The following is a 23,504-nucleotide window of genomic DNA, read 5'->3' as shown; positions in this document are numbered from 1 at the left end:
ACCGCGGCCAACTCCCCACCCAGCACACCCGGTCAACGACACACCCGATCAAACAGACACGCCACCGGCGAATGAACCTGACCAAGCACTACTAGTGCAGCGCCGCGTTGATCCTTCGGGGGTTGCCGGTCAGCTGGCGGGGTCGCCGAGGTCGAGGCCGCCGGCGCAGTCGAGGGCGTCTTCGGGGCTTCCGAAGGACAGGGCCGTGGGCAGGATGTTGTCCTCGTAGCGTTCGTTGCTGTAGGTGAACAGAGCGAAGCCCCACATCTCGGGGTGGCCGGTGTCCTTGAGCCTGCACAGTTGCAAGTCGTCTTCGTCGTCGCCGTTGATGACGACGTCGATGTAGGCGTATCCGGCCCGCCAACGGACCTTGATCTCGGTGATCTGTGGCCAGCGGGCGGCAGGGGCGGTCAGACGCTGCTGCAAGGCTGCGGCCTTGACGGAGTTCGAGCTGGCCATGCCGCCCATCTTGCCTGATCCGCCCCCGGCGACGGCACGCACCACCCTGGCCACGCAATGATCAGCGGATCAATAAGCTGATCTCGGGGTGGGGCGATGCGGCTGACCAGTCCGTTCACGATCGAACTGACCCAGGCCGAGCGTGAGGTGCTTGAACGCCTGGCAGACTTGCGCACCGCGCCGTTCGGGCAGGTGCACCGGGCTTCGGTGATCCTGGCACTGGCCGAGGGAATGTCGAACGCCGCCACGGCCCGCGCGGCCGGGCGGCATGTGGACACCGTCCGCTCCTGGCGCAAGCGGTTCACCGCCGAGCGGCTGGCTGCGCTCGTCGACCGGCCCCGGCCGCTGGGGCGGCCCCGGTTGTCCGCCGAGGACAAGCTGCAGGTCATCACCACCGCGACCGCCCAACCGCCGACCGCCGACACCGTGTGGACCCACCGACTGCTATCCGATCACCTGCGCCGTTCCGGCCTGGCGGTCTCCGCCTCCCAGGTCGGACGGATCCTGGCCTGCGTCGATCTCAAGCCGCACCTGGTGCGCGGCTGGCTGACCCGACCAGCCGACCCGGAGTTCTTCACCCGTGCCGCTGACGTGTGCGCGCTCTACCGTACCTGCCCTGCGAACGCGGTGGTGATCAGCGTGGATGAGAAGACCGGGATCACCGCAGGCTCCCGCAAACACCCCGACCAGCCCGGCAGCCCCGGGCAACGCACCCGCCGGGAGTTCGAGTACATCCGCCACGGCACCGTCTCAATCATCGCCGCCCTGAACGTCCACACCGGCCAAGTCCTCACCGAGCGCATCGACCGCAACAACGCCGACACCTTCATCGGCTTCCTACGCCAACTCAACGAGTCCATCCCCGCCGGCACCGGCATCCGCCTGGTCATGGACAACGGCTCATCCCACGTCGCGAAGAAGACGAAGACCTGGCCGGCCACCCGTCCCCGCTTCAACATCCACCACACCCCCGAACACGCCAGCTGGCTCAACCAAGTCGAGCTGTTCTTCTCCGCCCTGAACCGACGTCTACTACGCCGCGGCCAGTTCGCCTCCCGCGACGAACTGGCCGCGGCCATCGACACCTTCGTCTTGGCCTACGACGAACACGACGCCAAGCCCTACCGCTGGACCTACGACGGCAGCCCGCTCAAAGCCGCATGAACCCCCGAAGGATCAACCCGGCGCTGCACTAGGACTGGAAGGCTACTTCCGGATTGTTCGGTGAGGGGCCGTCCAGCAGCGGACTGTGGATCCCCTTCAGCGTCCGGTCGAAGAACGCTGTCACGTACTCGCGGGTGATCACCACCCCGCGTTCCGGGGAGAGGGGCGGCGTCGGGAACCCGGCCTCCTCCAGAAGCAGGTCCAGGTCGCTGAAGCTGAAGTGGTCGGCGCCGGCGACCGTCAGCCACTTCTTGTAGCCGCCGAGGGCGGCCCAGCTCTGCTCCCACACGGTGTAGTCGTCGCCCCCGGGCGCGTGGTTGACGGCCGCACCCAGCATGAGGAACGGCCGGTTGATCTGGCCGGGCATCGGGGCCGGGTGGAAGGTGCCGTCCATGTTCACTCCGGCCCGTACTCGCGGGTCGGCGATCATCGTGGTGGCGGCCGCCGCTCCGCCGAGGGAGTGTCCGGCCATGCCGATCTCGTGCTTGTCGATGAGGTGTGCCAGGCGCCACGCGGTATTGCCATGCGTCAACCGGTCGATCACGAAGGACACGTCCAGCGCGCGGCTGGCGGCGACGGAGTCGAGGTCGAGCCGCGCCGGGTCATCGCAGATCGCGCACGGCGGCGTCTGGCCGTTCGCCAGCGTCTCGCCGCTGTCCTCGTAGGTGTGGCCGACGAGCGCGACGACGTAGCCGTGACTGGCCAGGTCGGTCGCGAGCGAGGTGAGCGTCATGCGCGGGTCCTCGTACGCGGGTGAGAGGACCACCAGCGGATACTTGCCGCGTTGCGGCCGCGCGCCGTCGAAGGCGTGAGTGGTGACGCTGGAAAGGTTCTGCGGGGTGACGCCGGAGCTCGCCGGTAACTTCCGGTGCTGGATGGCTCCGGCTGCCTCGGCGAGGGTCATATAAGGGGCCGGAGTCCCGGTCCCGGGGACGGCCGGGTAGACCATCGTGATGGTCAGTTGGCGGGGGCCGGATGACGGCACCCACGGGTCGGGACGACTCGCGTCAGTGAGGTGGATGACGTCCTCGCCGGCGGCGTAGGGGCCGGTCGGCGCGGGGAGCGTGCCTTGGAAGGACGGCGTGGGCGCGGTGGCCGTGGCCGGTGCGGCGTCGAACGCGTGCGTGGACACCGGTGTGGCCGACGGTGTGGTCGTGGCGGCGAACCCGGCGCCGGTTCCGGTGACGAGGGTGGCGAGCGCCAGCACCGCGACAGCGCTGATACGGCGATTGCGTTTCATGGGATCGACGCTAGGTTCCGCAGCTCCGTATCGAATCAGCCCATAGATTGGTGTCGTTCGTAGCCCCCGCGAGGTACCGGAGTCATCCGCAGGGACTATGTCGTGCGGCGCGGGGTTCCCTTCGCCGCCATCGTCGAGCGCCACCTTCGTCTTGGCCTACGACGAACACGACGCCACCGCTGGACCTACGACGGCCGCCCACTCAAAGCCGCATGAACCCCCGAAGGATCAACGCGGCGCTGCACTAGTTGCCGATCGCGTCGAGCTCGGGGGATTTGGCGTCTGCAGGCAGGTTGGTTGTGGGTGGTGTGGGCTGCCGAGGTTCGTCACTTTGGTGACGCCGTGTTCGCTGGTGTTCCAGCTGGTTTCGTCGGCCTCGACGTCGGTGATGGTGAAGGAGCCCCACACTGGATCGTGCACCCTGCACGCTTGAAGGGCGAGTGCCGTACGCCGAGGCCGCGTCCACGCTGGAGAACGTCATGCTTCGTGATCGGGGTCGAGCGCCACCCTGAACCTGTTGCCTTCCGGATCCGTCATCAGGGCCTCCATGGGATCGTGGAGTTCCACCAGAGAGGCACCTTTGGCGATCAGCGTCTGAACCTGCTCGGCGATCGTTCCGGCAAGGACGGTGACGACCGGCAGCACAGCCGGAGATTCCGCTTCGCCGACACTGTACGCACCGAAACCCGGAATACTGCCCCAGAACCTGATCATTTTCTCCGGGTCTACGGCTTCAAAATGAACCTGCATGCTGCTGTCTCACTTTCATCTGTGCGACCGAAACCGAAAACGGCCTACCGAATCAATCCGGCAGGCCGTTACGGGTGAACGGACTTCAGCAGTCGATTACGGTGTTGTGCGAGTCCGCGATACCGGGTTCGCTGAAGCGTCCGTGGTACTCGACCTGAAGGGTCACCTGAGTGTTGTACGTCTCTTTGTGGCCATCATGCACGCACTTGAGCCCCGGGGTGGTGAGGCGCCCGCTGCACTTCGTCCAACCGCTGTCCTTGTGCTTCACCGCGTGCCAGTGCCCGTCGTAGGCTTCGAGCCGCTGAAGATCGACCTGAGCCCGGCACTTGTCCGGCGGCGGAGTCGAGCGCCCGTGTAGTGGCCCTGGGCGAACAGCGGGCCGTTATGGGTGACCTGGAACGGCTTCTCACCCTGGAACGTGCACCACACGGCCACGTCAGTAGGGCTCTTCGCGACGGCCCTTCCCGTGCTGCCGCTCGGAGCTGCCGCAGCTGACGCCGTGGCAGCCGGCACCAGCAGAGCCCCGCCAGCGAGAAGCGGGACGACAAAACGTCACCACAACATTGGCCGCAACGGGCGCGTGGGAGTCGCCGGCCTTCGTGACCGCGCGACCGTCCTGGTCTATACCGGAGTGGTGAGCCAAGCGGTCACCTGTCCGTCCTTGCCGTTGACGGCCACCCGGTGAAAGCTCGCAGGCGGGATGCCCAGGTGTCCGTGTCGCACGGTCCCTTGGTACATGGAGTCGGAAAGGCAAAGGGCGAAGTCGTTGTCGGGTTCGCGTAGTGCATCCCGCAGGAACTGGGCGTCCAGCAGACGGCAGGCGTGGTTGAGGTCAGAGCCCACCCAGCCGTTGTGTTCGTTGAGGGCAACGTGGCCCGTGGCGAGTACTCCGCGGAGCTTGAACTGCGCGCTGCTGGACGCCATCCGGTTGATAGCGCGCAGCTGATGCGGCATCTCGCTGAGGAGCACCTGCAGCAGCATCAAGGCGGATGCGCTTGGATCGATGATCTCCATGACCGAGTCGCCACGGTCCTCGCGTTGCCTCCGGGTCTCGTCGATTCCGGCGGCGGCGAGCATGCGATCGGCGATGTCGTATAGCGCGCGGCGTAGATAGGCCTGCTCGACATCGTCGCGGTCGCTGAAGTGCTCGATGTCGAACAGCAGGATCGTTCTGTTCTCGGCGACTGTCGTGTTCTGGGTCGGCCGCGCGACTGGGCGCTGCTCAGCCTCGGCTGCGCGTAGCCAAAGAGCATGCACAGGTCCAAGTTGCTGCTCGACCGTGAGCCCCGGCGCCTTGGACGCGAGGATCTCGATGAGTGCATCCACCACATGCCACTGGGGAAGGCGAGTGCTACTGAAGGCGTCGTGAATCGAACTCCGAGACACCCCAGCCTCCCGCAGCTCACGGGCCATCGCCGAAAGGCTAGGGAGACCCGCCAGCAGATGCAGGCGGTGCAGAGCGTCGTTGAACTCGCGGTGCTCGGGATCCTCCAGATCCGGCTTTCGGAATCTCCCTGGCCTGCCCATGCCCCGCCTCCGTCCAAGACTGTCCGAAACTGTCCAACAGCATGGCATCTCAGCCGAACCCGGATGGCGGTATCCGCAGATGTTCAGGGCTGGTCCGTACTCGTCCGACTCATCCACGTCCGCAGGGATGCTCGAAGCCGTGCTCGGAGGGCCCGGGCAGTAGGCGGGAGGGCAAGAGACCATGTGGACGAAGAGGATGACCCAGCGGCTTGCGTTCACGGCTCTGTTTGCGATGATCCGCGGCGCCGCCATGGCGGCGGGCAGCGCGGCAGTGGCTGGCTGTGTGTGGTGGCTGCAGCACTATTAGGGCTCGTCCGGCGGATCATGGGCCGAGGCAGGGCCGGACCGAGGCGAGGGCCGGCCAGTGCCCTGATCGTGTTGACCGCCTCCGGCAGGCAGTGCTGCAGTCGGCACGTGGACAGCATCTCCGCCAACCGGCGGCTCTGGAACCAGATCAGCAGCGCCTACCAGCACGAGCACGATCCGCGAATCGGCGCCACACCCCGGCTGTGGGGCATGTACTCCATCCCCGACGCGCACCTGCACGCCCTGGGCGACGTGACCGGCAAGCGCGTCCTCGAGCTCGGCTGCGGCGCCGGCCAGTGGTCCAGGGCGCTCGCCGCCGAGGGCGCCACCGTGGTCGGGCTCGACCTGTCCGAAGCCCAACTCGTCGCAGCGGCCCGCGCGATGGGAGCGGCCCGCTACTCGCTGGTGCAAGGCGCCGCCGAACAACTTCCCTTCGCCGCCGACAGCTTCGACCTGGTGTTCTGCGACTTCGGTGGGCTCAGCTGGGCGCCCCCGCACCTGGCCGTCCCGCAGGCCGCACGCGTCTTGGGCCGAGGCGGGCGCCTGGTGTTCAACGTCGCCAGCCCATGGTTCGAAGCTTGCTACGACGAAGCCGCCAGCCGCGTGACCACGACGCTGCAGCAGGACTACTTCGGGCTGAACACCATCGCCGAAGACGACGGCGCGACCAGCTATCAGCTCACCTACGGCGGCTGGGTCAAGGTCCTGCGCGGCGCGGGTCTCATCATCGACGACCTCATCGAGCCGCGGCCCGAACTCGGAACACCCAACGGCTACAACGAAACCGACCCACCCGACTGGGCACACCGCTGGCCGGCGGAACTGCTCTGGGTAACCCACAAACCGTAAGTTCCGCCGCGCCGAGACGTGAAGGCATCCCCTCGCCGGACAGGCCCGATGGTGTCCCGCCAAGTGGTGTAGCAGCGATCTCCGCATAGCCCCTGGTCATGAGGCGGCCATCGCGCAACTCTCCGAGTAGAGAGGCTCGTTGAGAGAGGTGACGCGATGGCCTTGTCCCAGCATGACTTACTCCGGCTGATGGAGTCACTGCGTACGGCGGACGGAATCGAGTTGGTCCGGGTCCTGGCCCAGCGGATCCTGCAGGAGCTGATCGAGGCCGAGGCCACCTCGTTCATCGGGGCCGAGCCCGGCGAGCACACCGAGACCCGGACCAACCTGCGCAACGGCCACCGTGGAAAGACGCTGACCACGCAGGCCGGGGGATCTCGACCTGGCGATCCCCAAGGTCCGCACCGGAAGTTTCTTCCCGAGCCTGCTCGAACGCCGCCGCCGGATCGACCGGGCCCTGTATGCAGTCATCGTCGAGGCATACGTCCACGGGGTGTCCACCCGCAGCGTGGACGACCTGGTCAGGGCCCTGGGAGCGGACAGCGGGATCTCCAAGAGCCAGGTCTCCCGGCTCTGTGCCGCCCTGGACGCCGAACTCACCGCCTTCCGCACCCGGCCGCTGGACCATACCCGCTTCCCTTACGTGTATTTGGACGCGACCTACTGCAAGGCCCGCGTGAACCACCCGGTGGACAAGTTTGCCTTCCGCAAGGGCTGCACCTACGGCACCGTGCTGGTCGACGTCGAGGCAGGCCGAGTCGTGGACGTGCTGCCCGACCGCACCTCCGAGACGTTCGCGGCCTGGCTCACCGAGCATCCCGGCGCGGAGATCATCTGCCGTGACCGGGCCAGCGTCTACACCAAGGCGGTCAGGGAAGCCGCCCCCGACGCCCTCGAAATTGCTGATCGCTGGCACCTGCTGCAGAACCTGTCCGCCGCGGTGGAGAAGACCTGCCACCAGCGCCGCGACTGCCTGCGCAAACGTGCCGAGGAGGAGACGGTGACCGAGGTGCCCGAGGTGACCCCGATGCTGTTACCGCCCGCGGAACTGCCCCGCACCCAGATCATCGAGCGCACCCGCCACCGCTACGAGGACATCCACCGCCTGCTGGAGAAACGCTGGACGATCAGCGCGATCGCCCGTCGGCTGAACCTCGACCGCAAGACCGTCCGCCGCTTCCGCGACACCGACCTCGACCAACTGCTCGCCTCCGCCCGCGAACGCCGCCCCAACAGCGTCCTAGAGCCGTTCAAGGCATACCTGAACACCCGCTTCACCGAGGCACACGGCCAGGTCAGCGGCACCCGGCTGTTCCTGGAGGTCCAGGCCCGCGGCTGCCGGGGCAGCCGCCAGGTCGTCCGCAAACACCTCGCCGCCCTCCGGGCGGGCACAGCCGAACCGGTCCGGGCCGACATCCCCAGCCCCCGCAAGATCACCTCCTGGATCATGCGACCCCGCGAGACACTCACCGAGAGCCAGGACGCGCGGCTGCTTCAGGTCCGGCTCGCCTGCCCGGACATCACCCGGGCCTGCGACCTCGCCCGAGCCTTCGCCGAACTGGTCCGCCACCAGCGCGGATACCTGTTGCTGGATTGGATCCGGCAGGCCGAACAGGACGCACCGAAGCCGATGAAGGGCTTCGCCGGCTTCCTCCGCCAGGACCTCGACGCCGTCACTGCAGGACTGACTCTCCCTTGGAGTTCCGGGGTCGTCGAAGGTCACGTAAATAGGGTTAAAAGCCACCGCAGCTGGAACCCAAACCGTGGGGCAGGTCAACTCTGTCACCCGAACCTGCATCAGACCCCACCGTCTCGCCCGGGATGTGAAGAGATGCCGTCGAGCCTATCGGCTCAGTGGTCGTGCCTGTGGCGGGGTTGAGGGGGGTATGCGCTGTGCTCCCAGCTGCACGAAGCCATCGCTAGTCCGCGGTCGCGGCACGAGATGAGCGCCGAGGCCGTGGCCGCCCTTGAGCCGCGGCGCGCCTCTTCCTTCTCGCGGTGGAAGGCGCCTCCGCAGGTTCGGCACCCGCCGAGCGGCTGGTCGCGGCACAGCCTCTCAGCGTCGCGTGCGAGCGCTGGATGGCTCGACGAGGCGATCGTCGGAGAGGCGGGTGCCGGCCTGTTTGACGTACTTCAGCACGGGTGAGACCTCCATGCTATGCAGTCCGGTCAGGGACCCGATGCGCTCCGAGGTGAACTCGAACAGTTCGTCGAGGTCCCGGCAGTGTGCGACGGCGTGGATGTTCCATGGCCCGGAGATGGCTGCGGCGAAGGCGATCTCGGGTTCCTGCGCGAGTGTGCGGCCCGCGCTCTTCACCGCCGACGGGTGCACGCGAAGCCACAGGTGCGCGCGAGCGTGATAGCCCAGGGCTGCTGCGGCGATCTCGACGTCGATGTGGACGACGCGGTGCTGGAGCAGGGCATCAAGGCGTCGCGAGGCGCGGCCCGGCGTGAGGTCGGCGGCCGTGGCGAGATCGACGAGACTGGCGCGGCCGTCCGCGGCGAGCGCATCGAGCAACTTCTCGTCCTGGGGGGTGAGGCGCAGTGGCTCGCGCGTGACGACCGGAGACTCGGTGAAAGGGGGCCCGTCGCTCCCCAGTGCTTCCTCCTCCTGCGGGGACAGTGTGCCTCGCAGGGCGGACCAGTAGTGGCCGCGGCCTCCGAGGAACTGGCGGAGCATGGCGAAGGCGTTGATGTCGATCACCGCCGCGGTGCGGGGAAGCCGCTGCCCCAGGAGGTCCTCGCGCTGTTCCCGCGTCCGGGATTGCGTGGCGCAGGTGATCTCGCAGCCCGCTGCGCCCAGGGCGACCCAGTTGATGTCGTCACGCTTGGCGAGCGCGTCGGCGATCGCCGCGACGCTGCCGGGGCGGCAGCGTAGTCGCACCAGCCACCTGCTCTGCCCCAGGGCACCTGGGTTGACCACGCCGGCCACGCGGATGACGCCATCGGCGCGCAGGCGGCGGTACCGGCGGTTGACGGCGCCCTCGGTCAGGCCGAGGGCGGTCGCGATGGCGGCGAACGAAGCCCGCGGAGCGATCTGCAGCGCCCGAATGATTCGCACATCGTCGGGCTGGATCGAAGCGGATTCCGTCATGAGCGCCCGTGCCATGTCGCCAATCCTACAAACGAGCCCTCGGAACTCGCCTGGGATGCGGTGCGGACGAAACACTTGACCGCACGGGTTGAAGGGCCGCGGCAGCGGGCACCGCCGTGTGCCGATCCCGTGGCCTCGACTGATGCCCGAACGGAGTCCAACGCTCGAAGAACGGAGATGACGCTGGATGTCATCGACCTCCACTGAACAACACCCACCGACCGCTCTCATCGTCGGGGCCTCGCGCGGTCTCGGTCACGCGATGGCGGCGGAGTTGCTCGACCGGGGCTGGAACGTCGTCGGCACCGTGCGCGGCACAACTGCCCGAACGTCGCTGCATGATCTCGCGGACCATTCTGACGGGCGGGTGACCATCGAGCATCTCGACATCAACGACCCCGGCCACCTGCCCCCGCTGCGCCAACGTCTGGCGCACCGCCGACTCGACGTGCTCTTCGTCAATGCGGGCACCACTAACAATGAGCAGACGCCCATCGGCGCGGTTGCGACGGCCGACTTCATCGACGTGATGGTCACCAACGCGCTCAGCCCCATGCGCGTGATCGAAGCCCTCGAAGACCTGGTGTCTCCGACGGGACTCATCGGGGCGATGTCCTCCGGACAGGGCAGCATCATGAACAACACGACGGGAGGCCGCGAGGTCTACCGGGGGAGCAAAGCAGCCCTGAACATGTTCCTGCGGAGCTTCGCGGCCCGGCAAGGTGAGACGCAGCGCGCCTTCGTGCTCATGGCGCCCGGCTGGATACGCACCGCCCTGGGTGGTCCGAATGCGCCGTACACCATCGAGGAGACCGTCCCCTTGCTGGTCGACGTCCTGCTCTCCCGACTGGGCACGCCCGGCCTGGCGTATCTGGACCGCTTCGGCCAGACCGTCCCCTGGTAGCCCCTGTGGCCCGCCCCAGCACTCACCGCTCGCCACCGGCCGGCTTGGAGCGGCCTCAAGGAGGAGATCGTGCCGATCATCGCCATCGAAGAACACTGGAGCATGCCGGATCTGACGGCTGCCCTCCACGCCCTGCCGCACCCGGACGAAAGTCTCGCTTTCGGGGAAATGGATGACAACCAGGAGCGCTTGGAGGACCTGGAAGCGGGCCGCATCGCGGCGATGGACGCGCAAGGCATCGACGTCTCGATCCTCGGCCTGACACCGCCGGGAACCCAGTCGCTGCCACCCGAGGAAGCCCTGGCGCTGAGTCGCGCCGCGAACGACGTGGCCGCGGCGGCCGTCGCCCGAAATCCTGCCCGTTTTCGCTCGATGTCCACCCTGCCCATGTCCTCGCCGAAGGACGTTCCGGCCGAGCTTGAACGAGCCGCGAGTATGGGGCACGTGGGGACCATGGTGTATGGCCGGTCAGGGGACCTGTTTCTCGACGATCCCGTCTACGACGATTTTTTCGGCGTGGCCTCGGAACTCGGTCAGCCCGTGTTCATTCATCCCCAACTGCCGTCGAGAGCTGTCCGTGATGCCTCATACCGGGGATTCGACCCCATGACGGAACTCGCCCTGGCCACTTTCGGCTGGGGATGGCACCTGGACGCCGCAACAGCGGCATTGCGGCTGATCCTCCGAGGTACTTTCGACCGTCATCCCGACCTTCAAATCGTGCTCGGCCACTGGGGAGAGACGTTGCTTTTCTGGTTCGATCGGGCCGACAGCATCTCCCGGATCGCCGGCCTGCAGCGATCCGTATCCGACTGCATCCGATCGAATTTCCACATCACCGCCTCTGGCATGCTCAACCCTGCTCACCTGTATCATGCCCTGTCGGTGACCTCGGTCGACCGTTTGATGTTCGCAACCGACTACCCCTTCCAACGGCCGACCAAAGAGGAAATCGGTTCGTTCTTGGGTCACTTCTCCTCCGAGACAGAGCGCCAACAGTTCTCGTCCGGCAACGCTGCATCCTTGTTCGGCATCGGCCTATAGACCGGGACCTTTCATCATCGGCTGCTGCTCCGTGGCTCGGCCTGGTGTGACGACTCCCGACTGCGCTTTCGGAGCACGGCCTCGTCCTCGCCCAGACGGGCCTCGTCGGCACCTTCGTCGACGCCTCCGTGAGGCCAGGCCGGTCCTGAGTTCCGTGCTCTCCCTCCATGTGCCGCGGCCCCCGCGGACAGGCACATGGAGGCGGCATCGGGGCAACAGGTATCGCCTCGGTTCGGGGGTTGACGGGGCCGGCTTGTCTGTTACGGTCATTGACGGACGTACGAAAGTCACGGTCCGGTAGGTAGTCCGGATGGCGATCACTCGCTCGTACGGTGCCCGTTGGGGCACGTCCGGTGCGTCCCTTTTCGTTTCATGATCGAGAAGGGACACAACTGTGTCGGATCTGCATGTCATCATCGCCGGGGGCGGCTTGGGCGGCCTTGCTCTCGCACAGGGGCTCCATTGGGCGGGGATCAGCGTCGCCGTCCACGAGAAGGACGGCGGCCCCGACTTCCGCAACCAGGGCTATCGCATCCGCATCAATCCGGACGGCATCACCGCACTCAAGGCGCTGCTGATGCCGCAGGCGTTCGAGGTGTTCGCCGCCACCGCCGGAACCCCCGGGATGCGGATGGACTCCTTCGACCACCGGCTGAGCCTGCTGCACGCGCAGGAGCTGCCGGGGGTGGAGGACCTGCCGGGCGGCGGCCACCTGGCGGTCAACCGCAGGACTCTGCGCCAGATCCTGCTGGCCGGACTGGAGAAGTCCGTGCACTACAGCTCCGCGCTGACCCGCTACGAGACGCACCGTTCGGGCACGGTGACCGCGCACTTTGCGGACGGGACCAGCGCCACCGGGGACGTCCTGATCGGTGCCGACGGGGTCAACTCCGCAACCCGAAGGCAGCGTCTGCCCGAGGCCCAGGTCGTCGACGCGGGTCTGCGGCTGCTGTACGGCAAGGTCCCGCTCGCCGGCGAAGCGGCCCGGGAGCTGGTCCCCTCCGAGCTGTTGGGCCTGTGGACCACCGTGATCGGCCCGCAGCGGCGCTTCCTCGGGCTCGCACCGGTGCAGTACCGCGAGCCGCAGCACGAGGTGACCGCGAGGCTGGCTCCCGGAATCGAACTCAGCGACGACAGCGACTACCTCGCCTGCATCTTCGGCGCCCGCCGCGAGCAACTACCCTGCACCGATGAGGAGTTGTTCGCCATGAACGGCGCCGCGCTCCAGGCGATGACCCTGTCGCTGCTGGACGGCTGGCACCCCAGGCTGGCCGAGATCGTCTCCCACCAGGACCCGGCCTCGATCTTCCCGGTCTCCGTCCGCACCAGCGTGCCCGTCACCACCTGGGAAACGAACGCGGTCACGCTCCTCGGCGACGCCATCCACGTCATGAGCCCCGCCATCGGCGTGGGCGCGAACACCGCGCTGCGCGACGCCCGCATTCTCACGTCCCGCCTCGTCGAGGTCACCGCCGGGCGACCGCTCACCGACGCCCTGCGGGCCTACGAGGACGAGATGCGTGACTACGGCTTCGACGCCGTCCGCGAATCGGCCGAGCGTGGTCACCGCCTCGTCGGCCAGGACCGGCTGCCCGCACCGCAGTTGCCGCGGACGAGCAACGCCCACCAGTAGCACTGACCGGCCCGCCCAGGCCCAGCCCCAGCCGGTGCCGGGCCCCCTCGGGCTGCTGTCGGGCCCCCTCCGGCCCGACAGCAGCCCGGACAGCGCCGGGACTACCCACCCACCGTGGGCGCTACCAGGCCCTTGCCGCACCGGCCTCCCGCCCGCCGTCACGCCGGTTGGGATGCGGGTCGGTTCCCGGCATTTCCGCATGTCCCAGCGCTTGAACTGGAGAACTCATGCCCGCTCTCCGTGTCGCCATCGCCGGTGCCGGCCTCGCCGGTCTCACCCTGGCCCGCCGACTGCACCACAACGGCCTGGATGTGACGGTCTTCGAACGCGACCCCGACCTGATCACCCGCAACCCGGGCTACCGACTGCACATCAACTCCACGGGAACCACGGCGATCAATGATGTTCTGGACCCCCGCACACGCGAACTGTTCGTGGCCACGGCCGGCATCCCACGCCAGGACGCGCTCCTCTTCGACGAGCAGCTCAATCCCGGCCCGGTCCGTGAGCTCACGGCCTCCCGCGGCACCGGGAACCCGCATGCCGACGTCCCCGAACACCTGGTGGTCGACCGCTCGACCCTGCGCAGGATCCTGTACACCGGCTTGGAGGAGACGGTCCGCTTCGGTGCGCGGGTCGCCGGTTACCGAAGCCATCCCGACGCCACTGTCACCGTGCACCTCGCCAGTGGTCGTACCGCGGAAGCCGACGTGCTGGTCGGCGCCGACGGCATCAACTCCGCCGTGCGCGCACAACGCCTGCCGAACCACAGCACCGTCGATCTGGAGGCCCGCCACATCGCGGCGAAGATCCCGCTCACCGAGGACACCAGAAGCCGCATTCCCCTGCAGCTGTACTCCGCCTTCACACTGGTCAACGGCCCGCACCACGACGTTGTCAGCTTCGCGCCCCTGGAACGCAGCAACCCGCACACACCGCTGGTCCTCGAGGCTGACCCGGCATTCCGGGACGAGGTCAGCCACGACTTCGCGCTGGGCATCTTCAGCGCCAAGGCCACCCGGATGCCTGACGACACCCAGCTGTACACGTCCTACCCCCCAGATCTGAAGCGCTACGCCCTGGAGCGGGTGGCGTCCTGGCATCCCGACCTGATCGCACTCGTCCGCCTGTGGGACGTCGACACCGTGCAACCGCTGACCCTGCGCAGCCACCTCCCCGCAGCGACATGGGAGCCGACGCACGTTACGGTCATCGGCGCCGCGGTCCACGCCATGAGCCCGGCTCTGGGACTGGGTGCCAACACCGCGCTGCGCGACGCCCAGGTGCTGGGGGCCGAACTCGTCGCCGATGCCGTCGGCGTGAAGCCCTTGCTGTCCGCGATCGGCGACTACGAGAGCGCGATGCGCGCCTACGGGTATGAGGCCGTCCGGTCCTCCGCCTCAGCCGGCGAGCACCTCATCGGACACCGTTCCCTGTCTGCATGACCCACACGCGTATCGGCCATGCCTGAAGGCCGACACGCGCTGGTTGCGGAGGGCGTCAAGTGACTTCGGCGGGCGGGCAGCGACGTTCGCTTTCACGACGGCTTGGGTCAAGGCGGTCGTGCTGCGGACGGCGCTGACGACGGCAGCGTCGGGGGCGGTGCCGAGCAGGTCGGTGAGGGCGAAGAGTTCTTGGCACTGACGACGACGCGAGATCGCTCCTCAACTGCGTCTCGGCCGGGCTTGGCCACTCCCCGACCATCAATCGGCATAGACATCGGGGCCGGCCTGGCGGGATGCCTGCGCGTTGGCCTGCCGGCCAACCCGGCCAACCCGGCCGACCTCAGGCACACTCCGGCTCCCTGCAAGCTTAATCTCGCAATGAGAGTTCACTTGCATGAACTGTGCGACCTAACTATTGTCATGAGAGGCAACTCTCGCCAATGTGTCTACGAGGACCCACATCGTGAGCGCCACAACTTCCACCAGCACCACTCGCACCGTCGCCATCACCACCGGGATGTCCATCGCCATTCAGGAGTTCGGTGACAACACCGAGGGCAGCGCCGTGCTGTACCTGCACGGCGGCGCCGGGCCCCGCACAATGGTCGGCATCGCCACCGCGCTGTCCGAGCACGTCCACGGCATCGTCCCGACCCACCCGGGCTTCGATGGCACGCCGCGGCCGGAGCGGTTCGACACCGTCGCCGACCTCGCCGAGGCGTACCTGGACCTCCTCGACGAACTCGACCTGACGGGGTCATGGTGATGGGCAGTTCCATCGGCGGTTGGATCGCCGCCGAGATGGCGCTGCGCGACACCCACGGCCGGATCGGCTGTCTGGTCCTGCTCAACGCGGTGGGCATCCGGGCGAAGGGGGCGGAGCAGGTGCTCGATGTACGCGGCATGGCACCCGGGGAGATCAGCAAGCTGTCTTTCGCCAACGAGGCTTTCCGCCCCGACTTCTCCTCCTTCACCGACGAGCAGCGGACCGGAATGGCCGCCAACCAGAAGGCTCTGGCGACGTACGCGGGCGAGGCATTCACGCACGACCCGAAGCTGCGGCGCCGTCTGCACCGCATCACCGGGCCGGTGCTGGTCGTCTGGGGCGAGCAGGACGGAATCGCCCCGGCCGGCTACGGCCGCGACTGGGCCGCCGCGCTCCCGAGCGGCCAATTCGCGCCGGTGGCCGACGCCGGCCACTTCCCGCACATCGAGCAGATGGGGGCCACGCTCGGCGCCATCAGCAACTTCGTCGACACCGTCGTGAAGCCTGGCGAAGCCTGATCTCCGCCTGCGCTCTCCCAGGGTGCCGGAGCCGCCGTAAGGCCCGGCACCCTGCGACCCACTGCAAGCCCAGCCACGAGCACCGGTTCGAGGCTCGCCCAGGACCCGCGCGTAATCTCCGATGCCGGGAGGGCGTCTCGGCAGAAGACATACTCGGCGCCACCATTCGCCGAGACAGCACGCTCGCCCTGTCCGTCTGCTGCGTGGATGCGGGGCTCTCATCGCGGCCCTTGCAATCCTCACCAGCACCTTTCGGGCCGTCGTGAACGCCGCGCGAGTCGCCGCCCGCTTGTCGGCCGAACCGCGACAGGCCGCTCGGGTTCAGGTCCTGGCCTTGTCCGAACCGCCACTCAGTCCGAGTCGGTGACGGGGGTGGTGGCGTAGCGGCTCATCACCTCGGCCGTGGCCCGCGGGGTTAGCTCTCCGCCGTCGGCAAGCATGTCGCGCAGGTCGCGGAAGTACTGCACGTACAGGTCCGGGGTGAAGGTGTTGACCATGACGAGCGGCTGGTCGCCGGGATTGGCGAAGGTGTGCGGGACACCGGGCGGGACCATCACCAGGGTGCCGGCCGGCGCGTCGTGATCGCTCGTCCCGACCGTGAACCGGGCGGTGCCGGAGACGACGTAGAACCCCTCGTCGTGCTGGGCGTGCCGGTGTTGGGGCGGGCCCGGACTGTGCGGGGCGAGCGTGATCTCGCCGATCCCGAGGCGGTGCGCGGTGGTGGCGCCGTCCTCGAGGATGCGCATCCGGGCCGGGCCCAACGCTATGACCTCACCGCCTTCGGGGGCGACGATCGAGACGTCGGTCATGGTCGACTCCTTCCCGGGCTGGTGCGAGCACACTCTCATCATTGGAGTCACCTCGCTACACTGGTCGCAGCACGAAAGGTGGATCGATGACATCGCCCGACACGACCAGCCGCGCCAACCAGAAGCTGCGCACCCGCAACGCGATCGTGCAGGCCGCCGCCGAACTCAGCCGCAGCGGCCGCGAGGTGACCATGCCCGAGATCGCCAAGGCGGCCCTGGTCTCCGAGGCCACGGCCTACCGCTACTTCCCGGACCTGGCCAGCCTGCTGCGCGAGGCGATCGCCGACCAGTTGCCCGCTCCCGCCGAGGCGCTCGCCCCGGTCGCCGACTGCGACGATCCGGTGGAACGCGTCGCCGCGGCGGCCGAGTTCCTGCTGCGCCACGTCCTGACCCGGCAGGGCGTGGTCCGTGCCATGATCGCTGCGACCGTCACCCAGCCCGGCCAGGCGGACGCCCGCCCCGGCCTGCGCTTCGGCCTGATAGAACACGCGCTCGCCCCGCTGGTCGACACCCTCGGCGCGGACACTGCCGCGATGGAGCAGCTCACCCGCGACCTCGCGATCGTCGTCAGCGCCGAAGCACTCTTCAACCTGACCGACCTGTACGGGCTGGACCCCGAGGACGCGATCGCGAGCGTCGTACACACGGCAACGACTCTCACCCGAGCCGTTGTCCGGGAGCACACGGCTGCCGGCGCGCAGTAACCGGCCCCGAGCCCCGCCGCCATCGCGCGACCACCGCACACCCGAGCTATGCCGGGGACACCCGGCCATCACTCTGCGGGGTTCCCGCTTCGGCCTGAGCAGCCGCGGCGACGGCAGTGGCCACCCGGACGAAAGCCGCGACGGCCGGAGAGTGCGACTCCTGGGGCCAGGCCACGGCCAGCGTGGCCGCCGGAAGATCGCTGACGGGCCGATAGGCCACCCCCGGCCGCGAGTAGCGACGCGCCACCGAGTCGGGGAGGAAGAAGACGACACTGCCCACTTCGATCAGCTTGAAGATCTGCGCCAGATTCACGACGGCCGGCGGGGCTTGGGCCACGAGCCCGCGCTGCTCCGTCTGCGTCTGGTCCTGGCCGTCCCGGGCGACCATACCGAGCGAGCGCAGCCCGGCGATCTGGTCGGCGGGAGTCCCGTCGGGAAGACTTCGCTCGGCCAGATCGGCAAGACGCAGACACGAGCGGGAGGCCAAGGGGTCGGCAGCCGCCAGGACCACCACGCCGGGCTCCGTCAGTACCACTTCGACGTCCAGACCGCGGTCGTCGAACGGGGCATACAGCAATGTGACATCGGCACGGCCGTGGCGTAGCGCCTGCGCCTGCTCCTTGCCACTCATCACCAGCTCCACCGGCGTCGCCGCGGCCTCGCCCTGGTACGCGGTGAGGATCTGCGGCAGCAGCCCGGCGTCGTAGTCGGCCCTGAGCGCGAGCCGCAGCCGCGGCACGGGCTGGCCTGCGTGCCGGGCCCGCCTGCCGGCCGCCGCGACCGCGTCGAGCGCGGTCCGGGCGTCGCGCAGGAAGACCTCCCCGGCCGGGGTAAGCCTGACCTGACGTGTGGTGCGCTCCAAGAGCCGTACTCCGAGCTGGCGCTCCAACTGCCGGATCGCCCGCGAGAGCGGGGGCTGTGCCATGCCCAGCCGCTCGGCCGCACGCCCGAAGTGCAGCTCCTCGGCAACCGCCACGAAGTACCGGAGCTGCCGCACCTCCAGATCATTCATACCTGCAGGGTATCAACGTGGACCGGATCGGTCCTACAGGTCCGCTGCAGGGCCGGATTGACTGGACGGGCAATCCACCGACGACCGACGCCAGGCCGTCCCCCGAGCCGGGAGACGGGAAGCACGGACGCGTGGCGTCACGATGCGCACGAGCCGGCGGACCATCCCTCGGCCGCCTTCTGCGGCCGTACCGACTAAAGCCATCAACTCGAAGCAGCCAAAGGAAATTGACGATGCGTGTTTTCGTTACTGGTGCGACGGGATACATCGGATCCGCCGTCGTCCGCGAACTCCTCGATGCCGGTCATGAGGTTGTCGGGCTTGCCCGTTCGGACCGGGCCGCGGCTGCTTTGACGGCCGTCGGGGCCGCAGTGCGCCTTCAGCCACGACTTCTCGGACTACAGTCCCGTGGCCTTCCTCGCGCCGCTCGGCGCCCACCCACCGCCTCCGTGACGCGCACGCCCCGTGCGGACAGGGCACCCACTTCCAAGGCGGTCGGGATCGTCGCTGGCGCAGCGCCGCTGGACGCGCCCGCGACAAGTTCCGCGACTGGGTAGGCCTGTACGGGGGCAGCATGCCCGGCGCCCGGGTCACCCTGTCGGACGAGGACAGCGGCGTCGTCCTGGACGCATGGCCCGACCAGCGGTAGCCCCCTGTGCGCGGCGGGCGGGGCCGGCGTCTCGTCGTTCAGCGGTGTTCGGTGGGGTCGAGCCCGTCGTCAGGCGGGGGCCAGTCGTCCGGCTTACCCCACCGCTCCCGCATCTGGCCCTTCCGGGCCTCCGGTGCCTCAGGCCACCGCCGTGCCGTGCCCTTCGGCGGCGGCTGAGCGGTTAGCCAGCTGGAGGGGATGCGTCAGCCAGGAAAGCGTCCAGATCACTGCTTCGGACTGTGGTGGATGGCGAATGCACCGTGAGTGCCGGACCGTCAGAATCTAAGCCAGATGATCCCCATCCGAGGCGCTGACCTGCGGTACTCGGACGTGAAACTGTCGAAAAGTCATCCGGCTGGGTCAGTGGCTGTCGCTGCCGCCGCCCTACGTCGTGCCCGGTGGCGGCGAAGGCCGCCGCGTCGGCGGGGGGACAGCTCTTCGAGTTTGAGGCCGGGACCTCCTTCCGGGACACCCCCGCGTCGGCAGGGAGGAGGAGACCTCCGCCGTGTTCCCTGTGAGGTCCGCCGCAACGCCCCGCGTCGGCGGGAGGGCCGGGGCGTGGGGGACTGAGGTTTCTTCAGGGGCCGGGGCGAGGTGCCGTCGATCTGATCTGCCCCCGGTCGAGCAGGCAGGCGTGCTGGCTACGGGGTCCGAGGATGGCGCAGATGGCGGCGGGTGCGTTCCCCACTGGGTCTATTCGGCCCAGGTGTGTTCCAGCAGGGTGCGGAAGGTGGCGGGCTCTCGACCGATCAATTCGGCCAGGGTCGGGTCGATGGCGGTGAACTCACTATTGCGCGCCGCCGCGAAGATGCTCAGCATCAGGTCGGCGGTCGGGGCGGGGGCGCCGTGCGCCAGGGCCTGCTCGCGGAAGGCGTTGTCGGGGACGACGGTACGGGTGAAGGGCCGCCCGGTGGCCTGGGCCGCTATCTCGGCGACGGCGTCGAAGTCGAGCGCCGCCGGACCAGTGAGCGGCGGGGTGGGCCCCTCGAAGCGACCCTCGTGGGTAAGGATCGCCGCGGTGGCCTCGGCGAGATCGTCGTGGCCGGTCCAGGCGACGGGGCCGTCGGCAGGGAGGGCGATGTCGCCAGTGTGGCGTGCGGACTCCAGGAACTGCAGGGCGCTGGCGGCGTAGAAGCCGTTGCGCAGCGCGGTCCAGGGCAGGCCGGTGGCGCGCAGTAGGTCCTCGGTCTGGGCGTGGTCACGGCATGCCTGGAAGCGGGAGTCGTGGGTGGCGCCCATCTGGCTGGTGTACAGGATGCGGCCGACGCCCACCTTCACGGCGGCGTCGATCGCGGCGCGGTGGCCGGTGACGCACTCCTCGCCCGTGCGGTCCAGAGAGACGAGCAGCAGTTGCTCGGCGCCCTCGAAGGCGTGGACGAGTGAGGCGGGGTCATCGAAGCTGCCCTGCCGGACACGGACGCCGCGATCGGTCAGGTCCTGGGCCTTGCGGGGGTCGCGGACGCTGACGCCGACGCGGTCGGCGGAAAGGCGCTCCAGGAGGCGCTCGACGATGCGGCGGCCGAGGTTTCCGGTGGCTCCGGTCACGATGATCACGGGGTTCTCCCAGCATTGTTTCCAGTGGAATCACTTCAACGATAACATTGAAACTAACGCTGGAAGCAAGCTCTTGATATCATCGATACGTGCCTATCCGCGACACCACCGACAGACCCCGCCGGCGCATCATCGAGGCGGCCATCGAACTGCTGGAGAGCGGCGGCCCCGACGCGGTGAGCACCCGCGCGGTCGCCGCCGCGGCCGGGATGCAGCCGCCGGCCATCTACCGCCACTTCGGCGACAAGGACGGGCTGCTGGAGGCGGTCGCCGAGCACGGCTATGCGCAGTTCCTGGAGAGTAAGCGCGCGCAGCTTGACCCCGCGCCGGAGGACCCGGTGGAGGAGCTGCGCCGCGGCTGGGACATGGTGGTGGAGTTCGGGGTCTCGCGCCCCGAACTGTTCGCCGTGATGAACAGGGCCACCGGCTCGGCGTCGGACGCGGCGCACCGCGCGGGCCTGGAGATCCTCCGCGGCCGGGTGCGTCGGCTGGCGGCCGCGGGATGGCTGCGGGTCGACGAGGAACTAGCCGTCCAGATCATCCAGGCCACCGGCCAAGGCGGGGTCGCCACCTGGCACTCCACCCCCGCAGAACGCCGCAATCCGGCGCTGCTGACCGTCCTTCGCGAGTCCATGGTCGCCGCCGTCACCCGCGCCGAACCAACGGTCCCCGCCGCGGAGTCCGGCCCCGCCCCAGCGGCCCGCGCACTGCGCGCCGCCCTCCCCGACGACGCCGACGTCCTAAGCGACGCCGAGCAGCGCCTGCTGCGCGAGTGGCTCACCCGCCTGGCGGCAGACGGTGGCATACCGCAAGGCTGATCCTCCGGCAGCCGACCTCGTGCAGGTCGAGGGTCGCGAGCAGAGATCATTCACCAAGCGGCGTCCGCCGAGATGGGGCCGTGGGTGACCACACGGCTCCGGCTGACATCCCCCTATCCACAATGCGCCGCTAACCTTGACCACCACTTCACCGCCCACTGTTAACAACGCTTGTGGTCAGTACACCTAGCTAGCCACCGCACACAGCCGCAAGTGGAGGAATGGGCGGCCACCAAACCGAGCCATGCGCAGGAGTGCGCGGGCTTCATCCGTTGGGCCATCGCCCACCGCTACGCCCACGGCCCTGAGCGCCGCGGCCGTCCGCTGGCCGGGCCCCGCCGGCCCAGGACCAGCGATGGGACGACGCGCGGCGACTCCTGCACTATGACACCCTGCCGGTCGCCGACTGCGTCGCCGGCCTGCTGATCCTGCTGTACGCCCAGAAAGTCAGCTCCATCTGCCAACTCACCACCGCTCACGTCACCCGGGACGACGGCCAGGTCCGGCTCCACCTCGGCAGCAAGCCCATCACGCTGCCCGAGCCGCTGGACGCCCCCGTGGAAGAACTGGTGGCCAGCCGCCGCATCACCGCCCTGCTGGCCTCACACAGCACCTGGCTCTTCCCCGGACGGCAGGTCGGACAGCCCCTCCACGAAAGCCAGATGAACCGGTGACTCCATGCGATCGGCGTCAAGGCCAGGCAGAGCCGGAGCACTGCCCTGTTCACCCTGGCCCCACAGATCCCGGCCGCGATCCTCGCCAAGGTCCTTGGACTTCACCGCGCAGTGGCCGTCCAGTGGCAGCAGGCCAGCGGCGGCGACTGGATGGCGTACGCCACCGACATAGCCGCACGCAACTCCCGCAAGGAGGGCGGCGCTCAGGAGGCACCGGCGAAACAGAAGTCCTGGGCGGGGAGTTCTGGGGGTGGGCCGGGCGCACCCTGGGTGCCCCGGCCCGCACCGCCGCCGGGCAACCGGCGTGGCTGCGGCTGGTGTCCGCACCGGAGGACAAGGCGTCGGGGAAGCTGTGGGACGGCGCCCTGGATGCCGCCCGCGGTTACCTGCTGGACCACCGCCCACGGCGACGTGCACTGGGCCAACGTCACCGAGCCCCTGCGGATTCTGGACTGGGAACCTGCCCGCTGTTAGCTCGGGGCTTCGGCGCCACCGCCGTGACGGACACGCTCGAGCACATCCTGATGCAGAGCGTTCAACCCACCGGAGGGGAGGGAAGCGGGGCTGCCGGTGAGTGTGTACCACTCTTCGGCACCCGCGTACTGGATCGCGATCTGGGCCCCGGCCTGTGTGACGTCACCGCGTAGGTGATGGTGAAGCGCATTCCTTGGCCGCAATCCGGACAAATACGGAAAAGATCGCGCCACGGATCTTGCGTGACGCCTGTGGGTTCCCTGAGGGTTAGCAGTGATGAAACACATGTTCGATTTTTCCTCAGGAGGAAAAGTGAAGGCACGTGTTCTGTTCCCGCTTCTCGCCACGGCGGCACTGCTGACGCCGGCTGCCACGGCGTCGGCCGACGCCGGCGCCCGTCACGTCCCGGCGCGTCCGGCCGCTCTGAGCCCCCACACCTGTGACGGCAAAGATAAGGGCTACATCGTCAAGTGGTACGCGCCTCACGTTCCTTTCGCGCCGATTCCGCTGCGCTGCGGTCAGGTCGACGCCCGAGGCCGGGGGTTCGGCTTCAAGAAGATCGTCTACAAGCACTGGGACCCCTTCGTGGACGAGGAAATCGCCAGCACCCTCTCCAACTACACGGCTACGTGGGCGCAGGACGCCACGACGCAGGTCTTCGTCCTGAAAGACCTCCCGCCGTGCGAGTCGGGCCAGTACCGCGTCGTTGCCTCGTCCAAGCCCTACGGCTCGACCGGACGCATGGGCATCATCACCGCCTACCACGAAGCCCTTCCCGGTGTCGCCAAGCGCTGCTGAGTCGTACCCTGCTGCCATGACGTTCTCCAGCACGGCCGCCGCGCGGAGTACTGCCGAAGCTCTCGAAGGGCGCCGGGTCGAAGACCCGGTGTGGGGAGCCTTCACCATCACCGGCGTCGAGGCGGACGGAACCTGCTGGCCGATCCGGGTCCGTTTTCTGGCGGCCGGCCGACGCTGGGAGATCTCGTTCGAGATCGGCGACGTCACCGACGAGCGCGAGCCCCTTCCCGAGGAGTTCGGCGAGGACGACGCCCAAGGGCTGGCGTCACTGGCGGTCACCTGGGTTCTGGAACAGCTCGCAGCGTGAACATGC

At 68.5% G+C, this 23,504-nt stretch carries 19 protein-coding genes and 3 pseudogenes; 14 read left to right on the top strand and 8 right to left on the bottom strand.

What is annotated here, in order from left to right; translation table 11 throughout:
- Positions 1–129: 129 nt before the first annotated feature.
- Positions 130–459, bottom strand: coding sequence for a hypothetical protein (locus tag ACWGJ5_RS41295; RefSeq protein ID WP_453314760.1), 330 nt, complete (start codon positions 457–459; stop codon positions 130–132).
- A gap of 96 nt (positions 460–555) precedes the next feature.
- Between ACWGJ5_RS41295 and ACWGJ5_RS41290 the strand changes: the two genes are divergently transcribed.
- Positions 556–1,623, top strand: coding sequence for an IS630 family transposase (locus ACWGJ5_RS41290; RefSeq protein ID WP_453314759.1), 1,068 nt, complete (start codon positions 556–558; stop codon positions 1,621–1,623).
- A gap of 28 nt (positions 1,624–1,651) precedes the next feature.
- Here the strand turns inward: ACWGJ5_RS41290 and ACWGJ5_RS41285 are convergent, their stop codons facing one another.
- From ACWGJ5_RS41285 to ACWGJ5_RS41275, 3 genes are all read right to left on the bottom strand, one after another.
- Complete coding sequence (locus ACWGJ5_RS41285) at positions 1,652–2,863, bottom strand: alpha/beta hydrolase family protein (RefSeq protein WP_453314758.1); 1,212 nt, start codon at positions 2,861–2,863, stop codon at positions 1,652–1,654.
- 477 nt (positions 2,864–3,340) lie between these two features.
- Entirely contained in the window at positions 3,341–3,613 is a 273-nt protein-coding gene (locus ACWGJ5_RS41280) for a VOC family protein (RefSeq protein WP_453314757.1), read from the bottom strand.
- 621 nt (positions 3,614–4,234) lie between these two features.
- Entirely contained in the window at positions 4,235–5,026 is a 792-nt protein-coding gene (locus ACWGJ5_RS41275) for a hypothetical protein (protein WP_453314756.1), read from the bottom strand.
- A 528-nt stretch (positions 5,027–5,554) separates the two neighbouring features.
- Between ACWGJ5_RS41275 and ACWGJ5_RS41270 the strand changes: the two genes are divergently transcribed.
- Complete coding sequence (locus tag ACWGJ5_RS41270) at positions 5,555–6,295, top strand: class I SAM-dependent methyltransferase (RefSeq protein ID WP_453314755.1); 741 nt, start codon at positions 5,555–5,557, stop codon at positions 6,293–6,295.
- Positions 6,296–6,451: 156 nt separating this feature from the next.
- Positions 6,452–8,174 (top strand): annotated as a pseudogene (locus tag ACWGJ5_RS41265) (ISL3 family transposase).
- A gap of 177 nt (positions 8,175–8,351) precedes the next feature.
- Here the strand turns inward: ACWGJ5_RS41265 and ACWGJ5_RS41260 are convergent.
- Entirely contained in the window at positions 8,352–9,593 is a 1,242-nt protein-coding gene (locus ACWGJ5_RS41260; RefSeq protein WP_453314754.1) for an Lrp/AsnC family transcriptional regulator, read from the bottom strand.
- Between ACWGJ5_RS41260 and ACWGJ5_RS41255 the strand changes: the two genes are divergently transcribed.
- The 6 genes and pseudogenes from ACWGJ5_RS41255 to ACWGJ5_RS41230 all read left to right on the top strand — a co-directional run.
- Positions 9,577–10,293 carry an SDR family NAD(P)-dependent oxidoreductase gene (locus ACWGJ5_RS41255; protein ID WP_453314753.1) on the top strand — a complete coding sequence of 239 codons (717 nt, stop codon included), beginning with the start codon at positions 9,577–9,579 and terminating at the stop codon, positions 10,291–10,293. The two genes, ACWGJ5_RS41260 and ACWGJ5_RS41255, sit on opposite strands and share 17 nt — an antisense overlap.
- A gap of 69 nt (positions 10,294–10,362) precedes the next feature.
- Positions 10,363–11,337, top strand: coding sequence for an amidohydrolase family protein (locus ACWGJ5_RS41250; protein WP_453314752.1), 975 nt, complete (start codon positions 10,363–10,365; stop codon positions 11,335–11,337).
- A gap of 394 nt (positions 11,338–11,731) precedes the next feature.
- Entirely contained in the window at positions 11,732–12,970 is a 1,239-nt protein-coding gene (locus ACWGJ5_RS41245) for an FAD-dependent oxidoreductase (protein WP_453314751.1), read from the top strand.
- A gap of 227 nt (positions 12,971–13,197) precedes the next feature.
- Positions 13,198–14,415 carry an FAD-dependent oxidoreductase gene (locus tag ACWGJ5_RS41240; protein ID WP_453314750.1) on the top strand — a complete coding sequence of 406 codons (1,218 nt, stop codon included), beginning with the start codon at positions 13,198–13,200 and terminating at the stop codon, positions 14,413–14,415.
- Between the two features lie 463 nt (positions 14,416–14,878).
- Positions 14,879–15,181 carry an alpha/beta fold hydrolase gene (locus tag ACWGJ5_RS41235; RefSeq protein ID WP_453314749.1) on the top strand — a complete coding sequence of 101 codons (303 nt, stop codon included), beginning with the start codon at positions 14,879–14,881 and terminating at the stop codon, positions 15,179–15,181.
- Positions 15,109–15,699: pseudogene (locus ACWGJ5_RS41230) on the top strand (alpha/beta fold hydrolase); the annotation flags it as partial. The gene ACWGJ5_RS41235 and the pseudogene ACWGJ5_RS41230, both read left to right, overlap by 73 nt.
- Positions 15,700–16,049: 350 nt before the next feature.
- On the opposite strand, the gene ACWGJ5_RS41225 reads toward ACWGJ5_RS41230, so the two are convergent.
- Complete coding sequence (locus tag ACWGJ5_RS41225) at positions 16,050–16,508, bottom strand: cupin domain-containing protein (RefSeq protein WP_453314748.1); 459 nt, start codon at positions 16,506–16,508, stop codon at positions 16,050–16,052.
- Positions 16,509–16,594: 86 nt separating this feature from the next.
- On the opposite strand from ACWGJ5_RS41225, the gene ACWGJ5_RS41220 reads away from it, so the two are divergent.
- Complete coding sequence (locus tag ACWGJ5_RS41220; RefSeq protein WP_453314747.1) at positions 16,595–17,212, top strand: TetR/AcrR family transcriptional regulator; 618 nt, start codon at positions 16,595–16,597, stop codon at positions 17,210–17,212.
- A 46-nt stretch (positions 17,213–17,258) separates the two neighbouring features.
- Here ACWGJ5_RS41220 and ACWGJ5_RS41215 read toward each other — a convergent pair whose 3' ends face one another.
- The gene (locus ACWGJ5_RS41215; protein ID WP_453314746.1) at positions 17,259–18,224 is read right to left on the bottom strand and encodes a LysR family transcriptional regulator; all 966 of its coding nucleotides are present in this window, start codon (positions 18,222–18,224) and stop codon (positions 17,259–17,261) included.
- Positions 18,225–18,457: 233 nt separating this feature from the next.
- On the opposite strand from ACWGJ5_RS41215, the pseudogene ACWGJ5_RS41210 reads away from it, so the two are divergent.
- A pseudogene (locus ACWGJ5_RS41210) lies at positions 18,458–18,598 on the top strand (NAD-dependent epimerase/dehydratase family protein); the annotation flags it as partial.
- A 968-nt stretch (positions 18,599–19,566) separates the two neighbouring features.
- Here the strand turns inward: ACWGJ5_RS41210 and ACWGJ5_RS41205 are convergent.
- Positions 19,567–20,427: an SDR family oxidoreductase gene (locus ACWGJ5_RS41205; protein WP_453314745.1), complete on the bottom strand. Its 861-nt coding sequence runs from the start codon at positions 20,425–20,427 to the stop codon at positions 19,567–19,569.
- Positions 20,428–20,516: 89 nt separating this feature from the next.
- On the opposite strand from ACWGJ5_RS41205, the gene ACWGJ5_RS41200 reads away from it, so the two are divergent.
- From ACWGJ5_RS41200 to ACWGJ5_RS41190, 3 genes are all read left to right on the top strand, one after another.
- Complete coding sequence (locus ACWGJ5_RS41200) at positions 20,517–21,245, top strand: TetR/AcrR family transcriptional regulator (RefSeq protein WP_453314744.1); 729 nt, start codon at positions 20,517–20,519, stop codon at positions 21,243–21,245.
- Positions 21,246–22,669: 1,424 nt separating this feature from the next.
- On the top strand, positions 22,670–23,191 hold the full coding sequence (locus ACWGJ5_RS41195; RefSeq protein ID WP_453314743.1) for a hypothetical protein: 522 nt from the start codon (positions 22,670–22,672) through the stop codon (positions 23,189–23,191).
- 16 nt (positions 23,192–23,207) lie between these two features.
- The gene (locus ACWGJ5_RS41190) at positions 23,208–23,498 is read left to right on the top strand and encodes a hypothetical protein (RefSeq protein ID WP_453314742.1); all 291 of its coding nucleotides are present in this window, start codon (positions 23,208–23,210) and stop codon (positions 23,496–23,498) included.
- The last annotated feature ends 6 nt before the right edge of the window (positions 23,499–23,504 follow it).

It is taken from the genome of Streptomyces sp. NPDC054783 (genome assembly GCF_053611725.1).
The sequence above is the reverse complement of the archived record's forward strand: the minus strand, read 5'-3'. Positions and strand labels throughout refer to the sequence as shown.

Bases quoted from the DNA above. Each gene is read 5' to 3' on its own strand.
- ACWGJ5_RS41295 (WP_453314760.1), bottom strand. From the start codon at position 459: ATGGCCAGCTCGAACTCCGTCAAGGCCGCAGCCTTGCAGCAGCGTCTG.
- ACWGJ5_RS41290 (WP_453314759.1), top strand. From the start codon at position 556: ATGCGGCTGACCAGTCCGTTCACGATCGAACTGACCCAGGCCGAGCGT.
- ACWGJ5_RS41285 (WP_453314758.1), bottom strand. From the start codon at position 2,863: ATGAAACGCAATCGCCGTATCAGCGCTGTCGCGGTGCTGGCGCTCGCC.
- ACWGJ5_RS41280 (WP_453314757.1), bottom strand. From the start codon at position 3,613: ATGCAGGTTCATTTTGAAGCCGTAGACCCGGAGAAAATGATCAGGTTC.
- ACWGJ5_RS41275 (WP_453314756.1), bottom strand. From the start codon at position 5,026: ATGGCCCGTGAGCTGCGGGAGGCTGGGGTGTCTCGGAGTTCGATTCAC.
- ACWGJ5_RS41255 (WP_453314753.1), top strand. From the start codon at position 9,577: ATGTCATCGACCTCCACTGAACAACACCCACCGACCGCTCTCATCGTC.
- ACWGJ5_RS41240 (WP_453314750.1), top strand. From the start codon at position 13,198: ATGCCCGCTCTCCGTGTCGCCATCGCCGGTGCCGGCCTCGCCGGTCTC.
- ACWGJ5_RS41225 (WP_453314748.1), bottom strand. From the start codon at position 16,508: ATGACCGACGTCTCGATCGTCGCCCCCGAAGGCGGTGAGGTCATAGCG.
- ACWGJ5_RS41220 (WP_453314747.1), top strand. From the start codon at position 16,595: ATGACATCGCCCGACACGACCAGCCGCGCCAACCAGAAGCTGCGCACC.
- ACWGJ5_RS41215 (WP_453314746.1), bottom strand. From the start codon at position 18,224: ATGAATGATCTGGAGGTGCGGCAGCTCCGGTACTTCGTGGCGGTTGCC.
- ACWGJ5_RS41195 (WP_453314743.1), top strand. From the start codon at position 22,670: ATGAAACACATGTTCGATTTTTCCTCAGGAGGAAAAGTGAAGGCACGT.
- ACWGJ5_RS41190 (WP_453314742.1), top strand. From the start codon at position 23,208: ATGACGTTCTCCAGCACGGCCGCCGCGCGGAGTACTGCCGAAGCTCTC.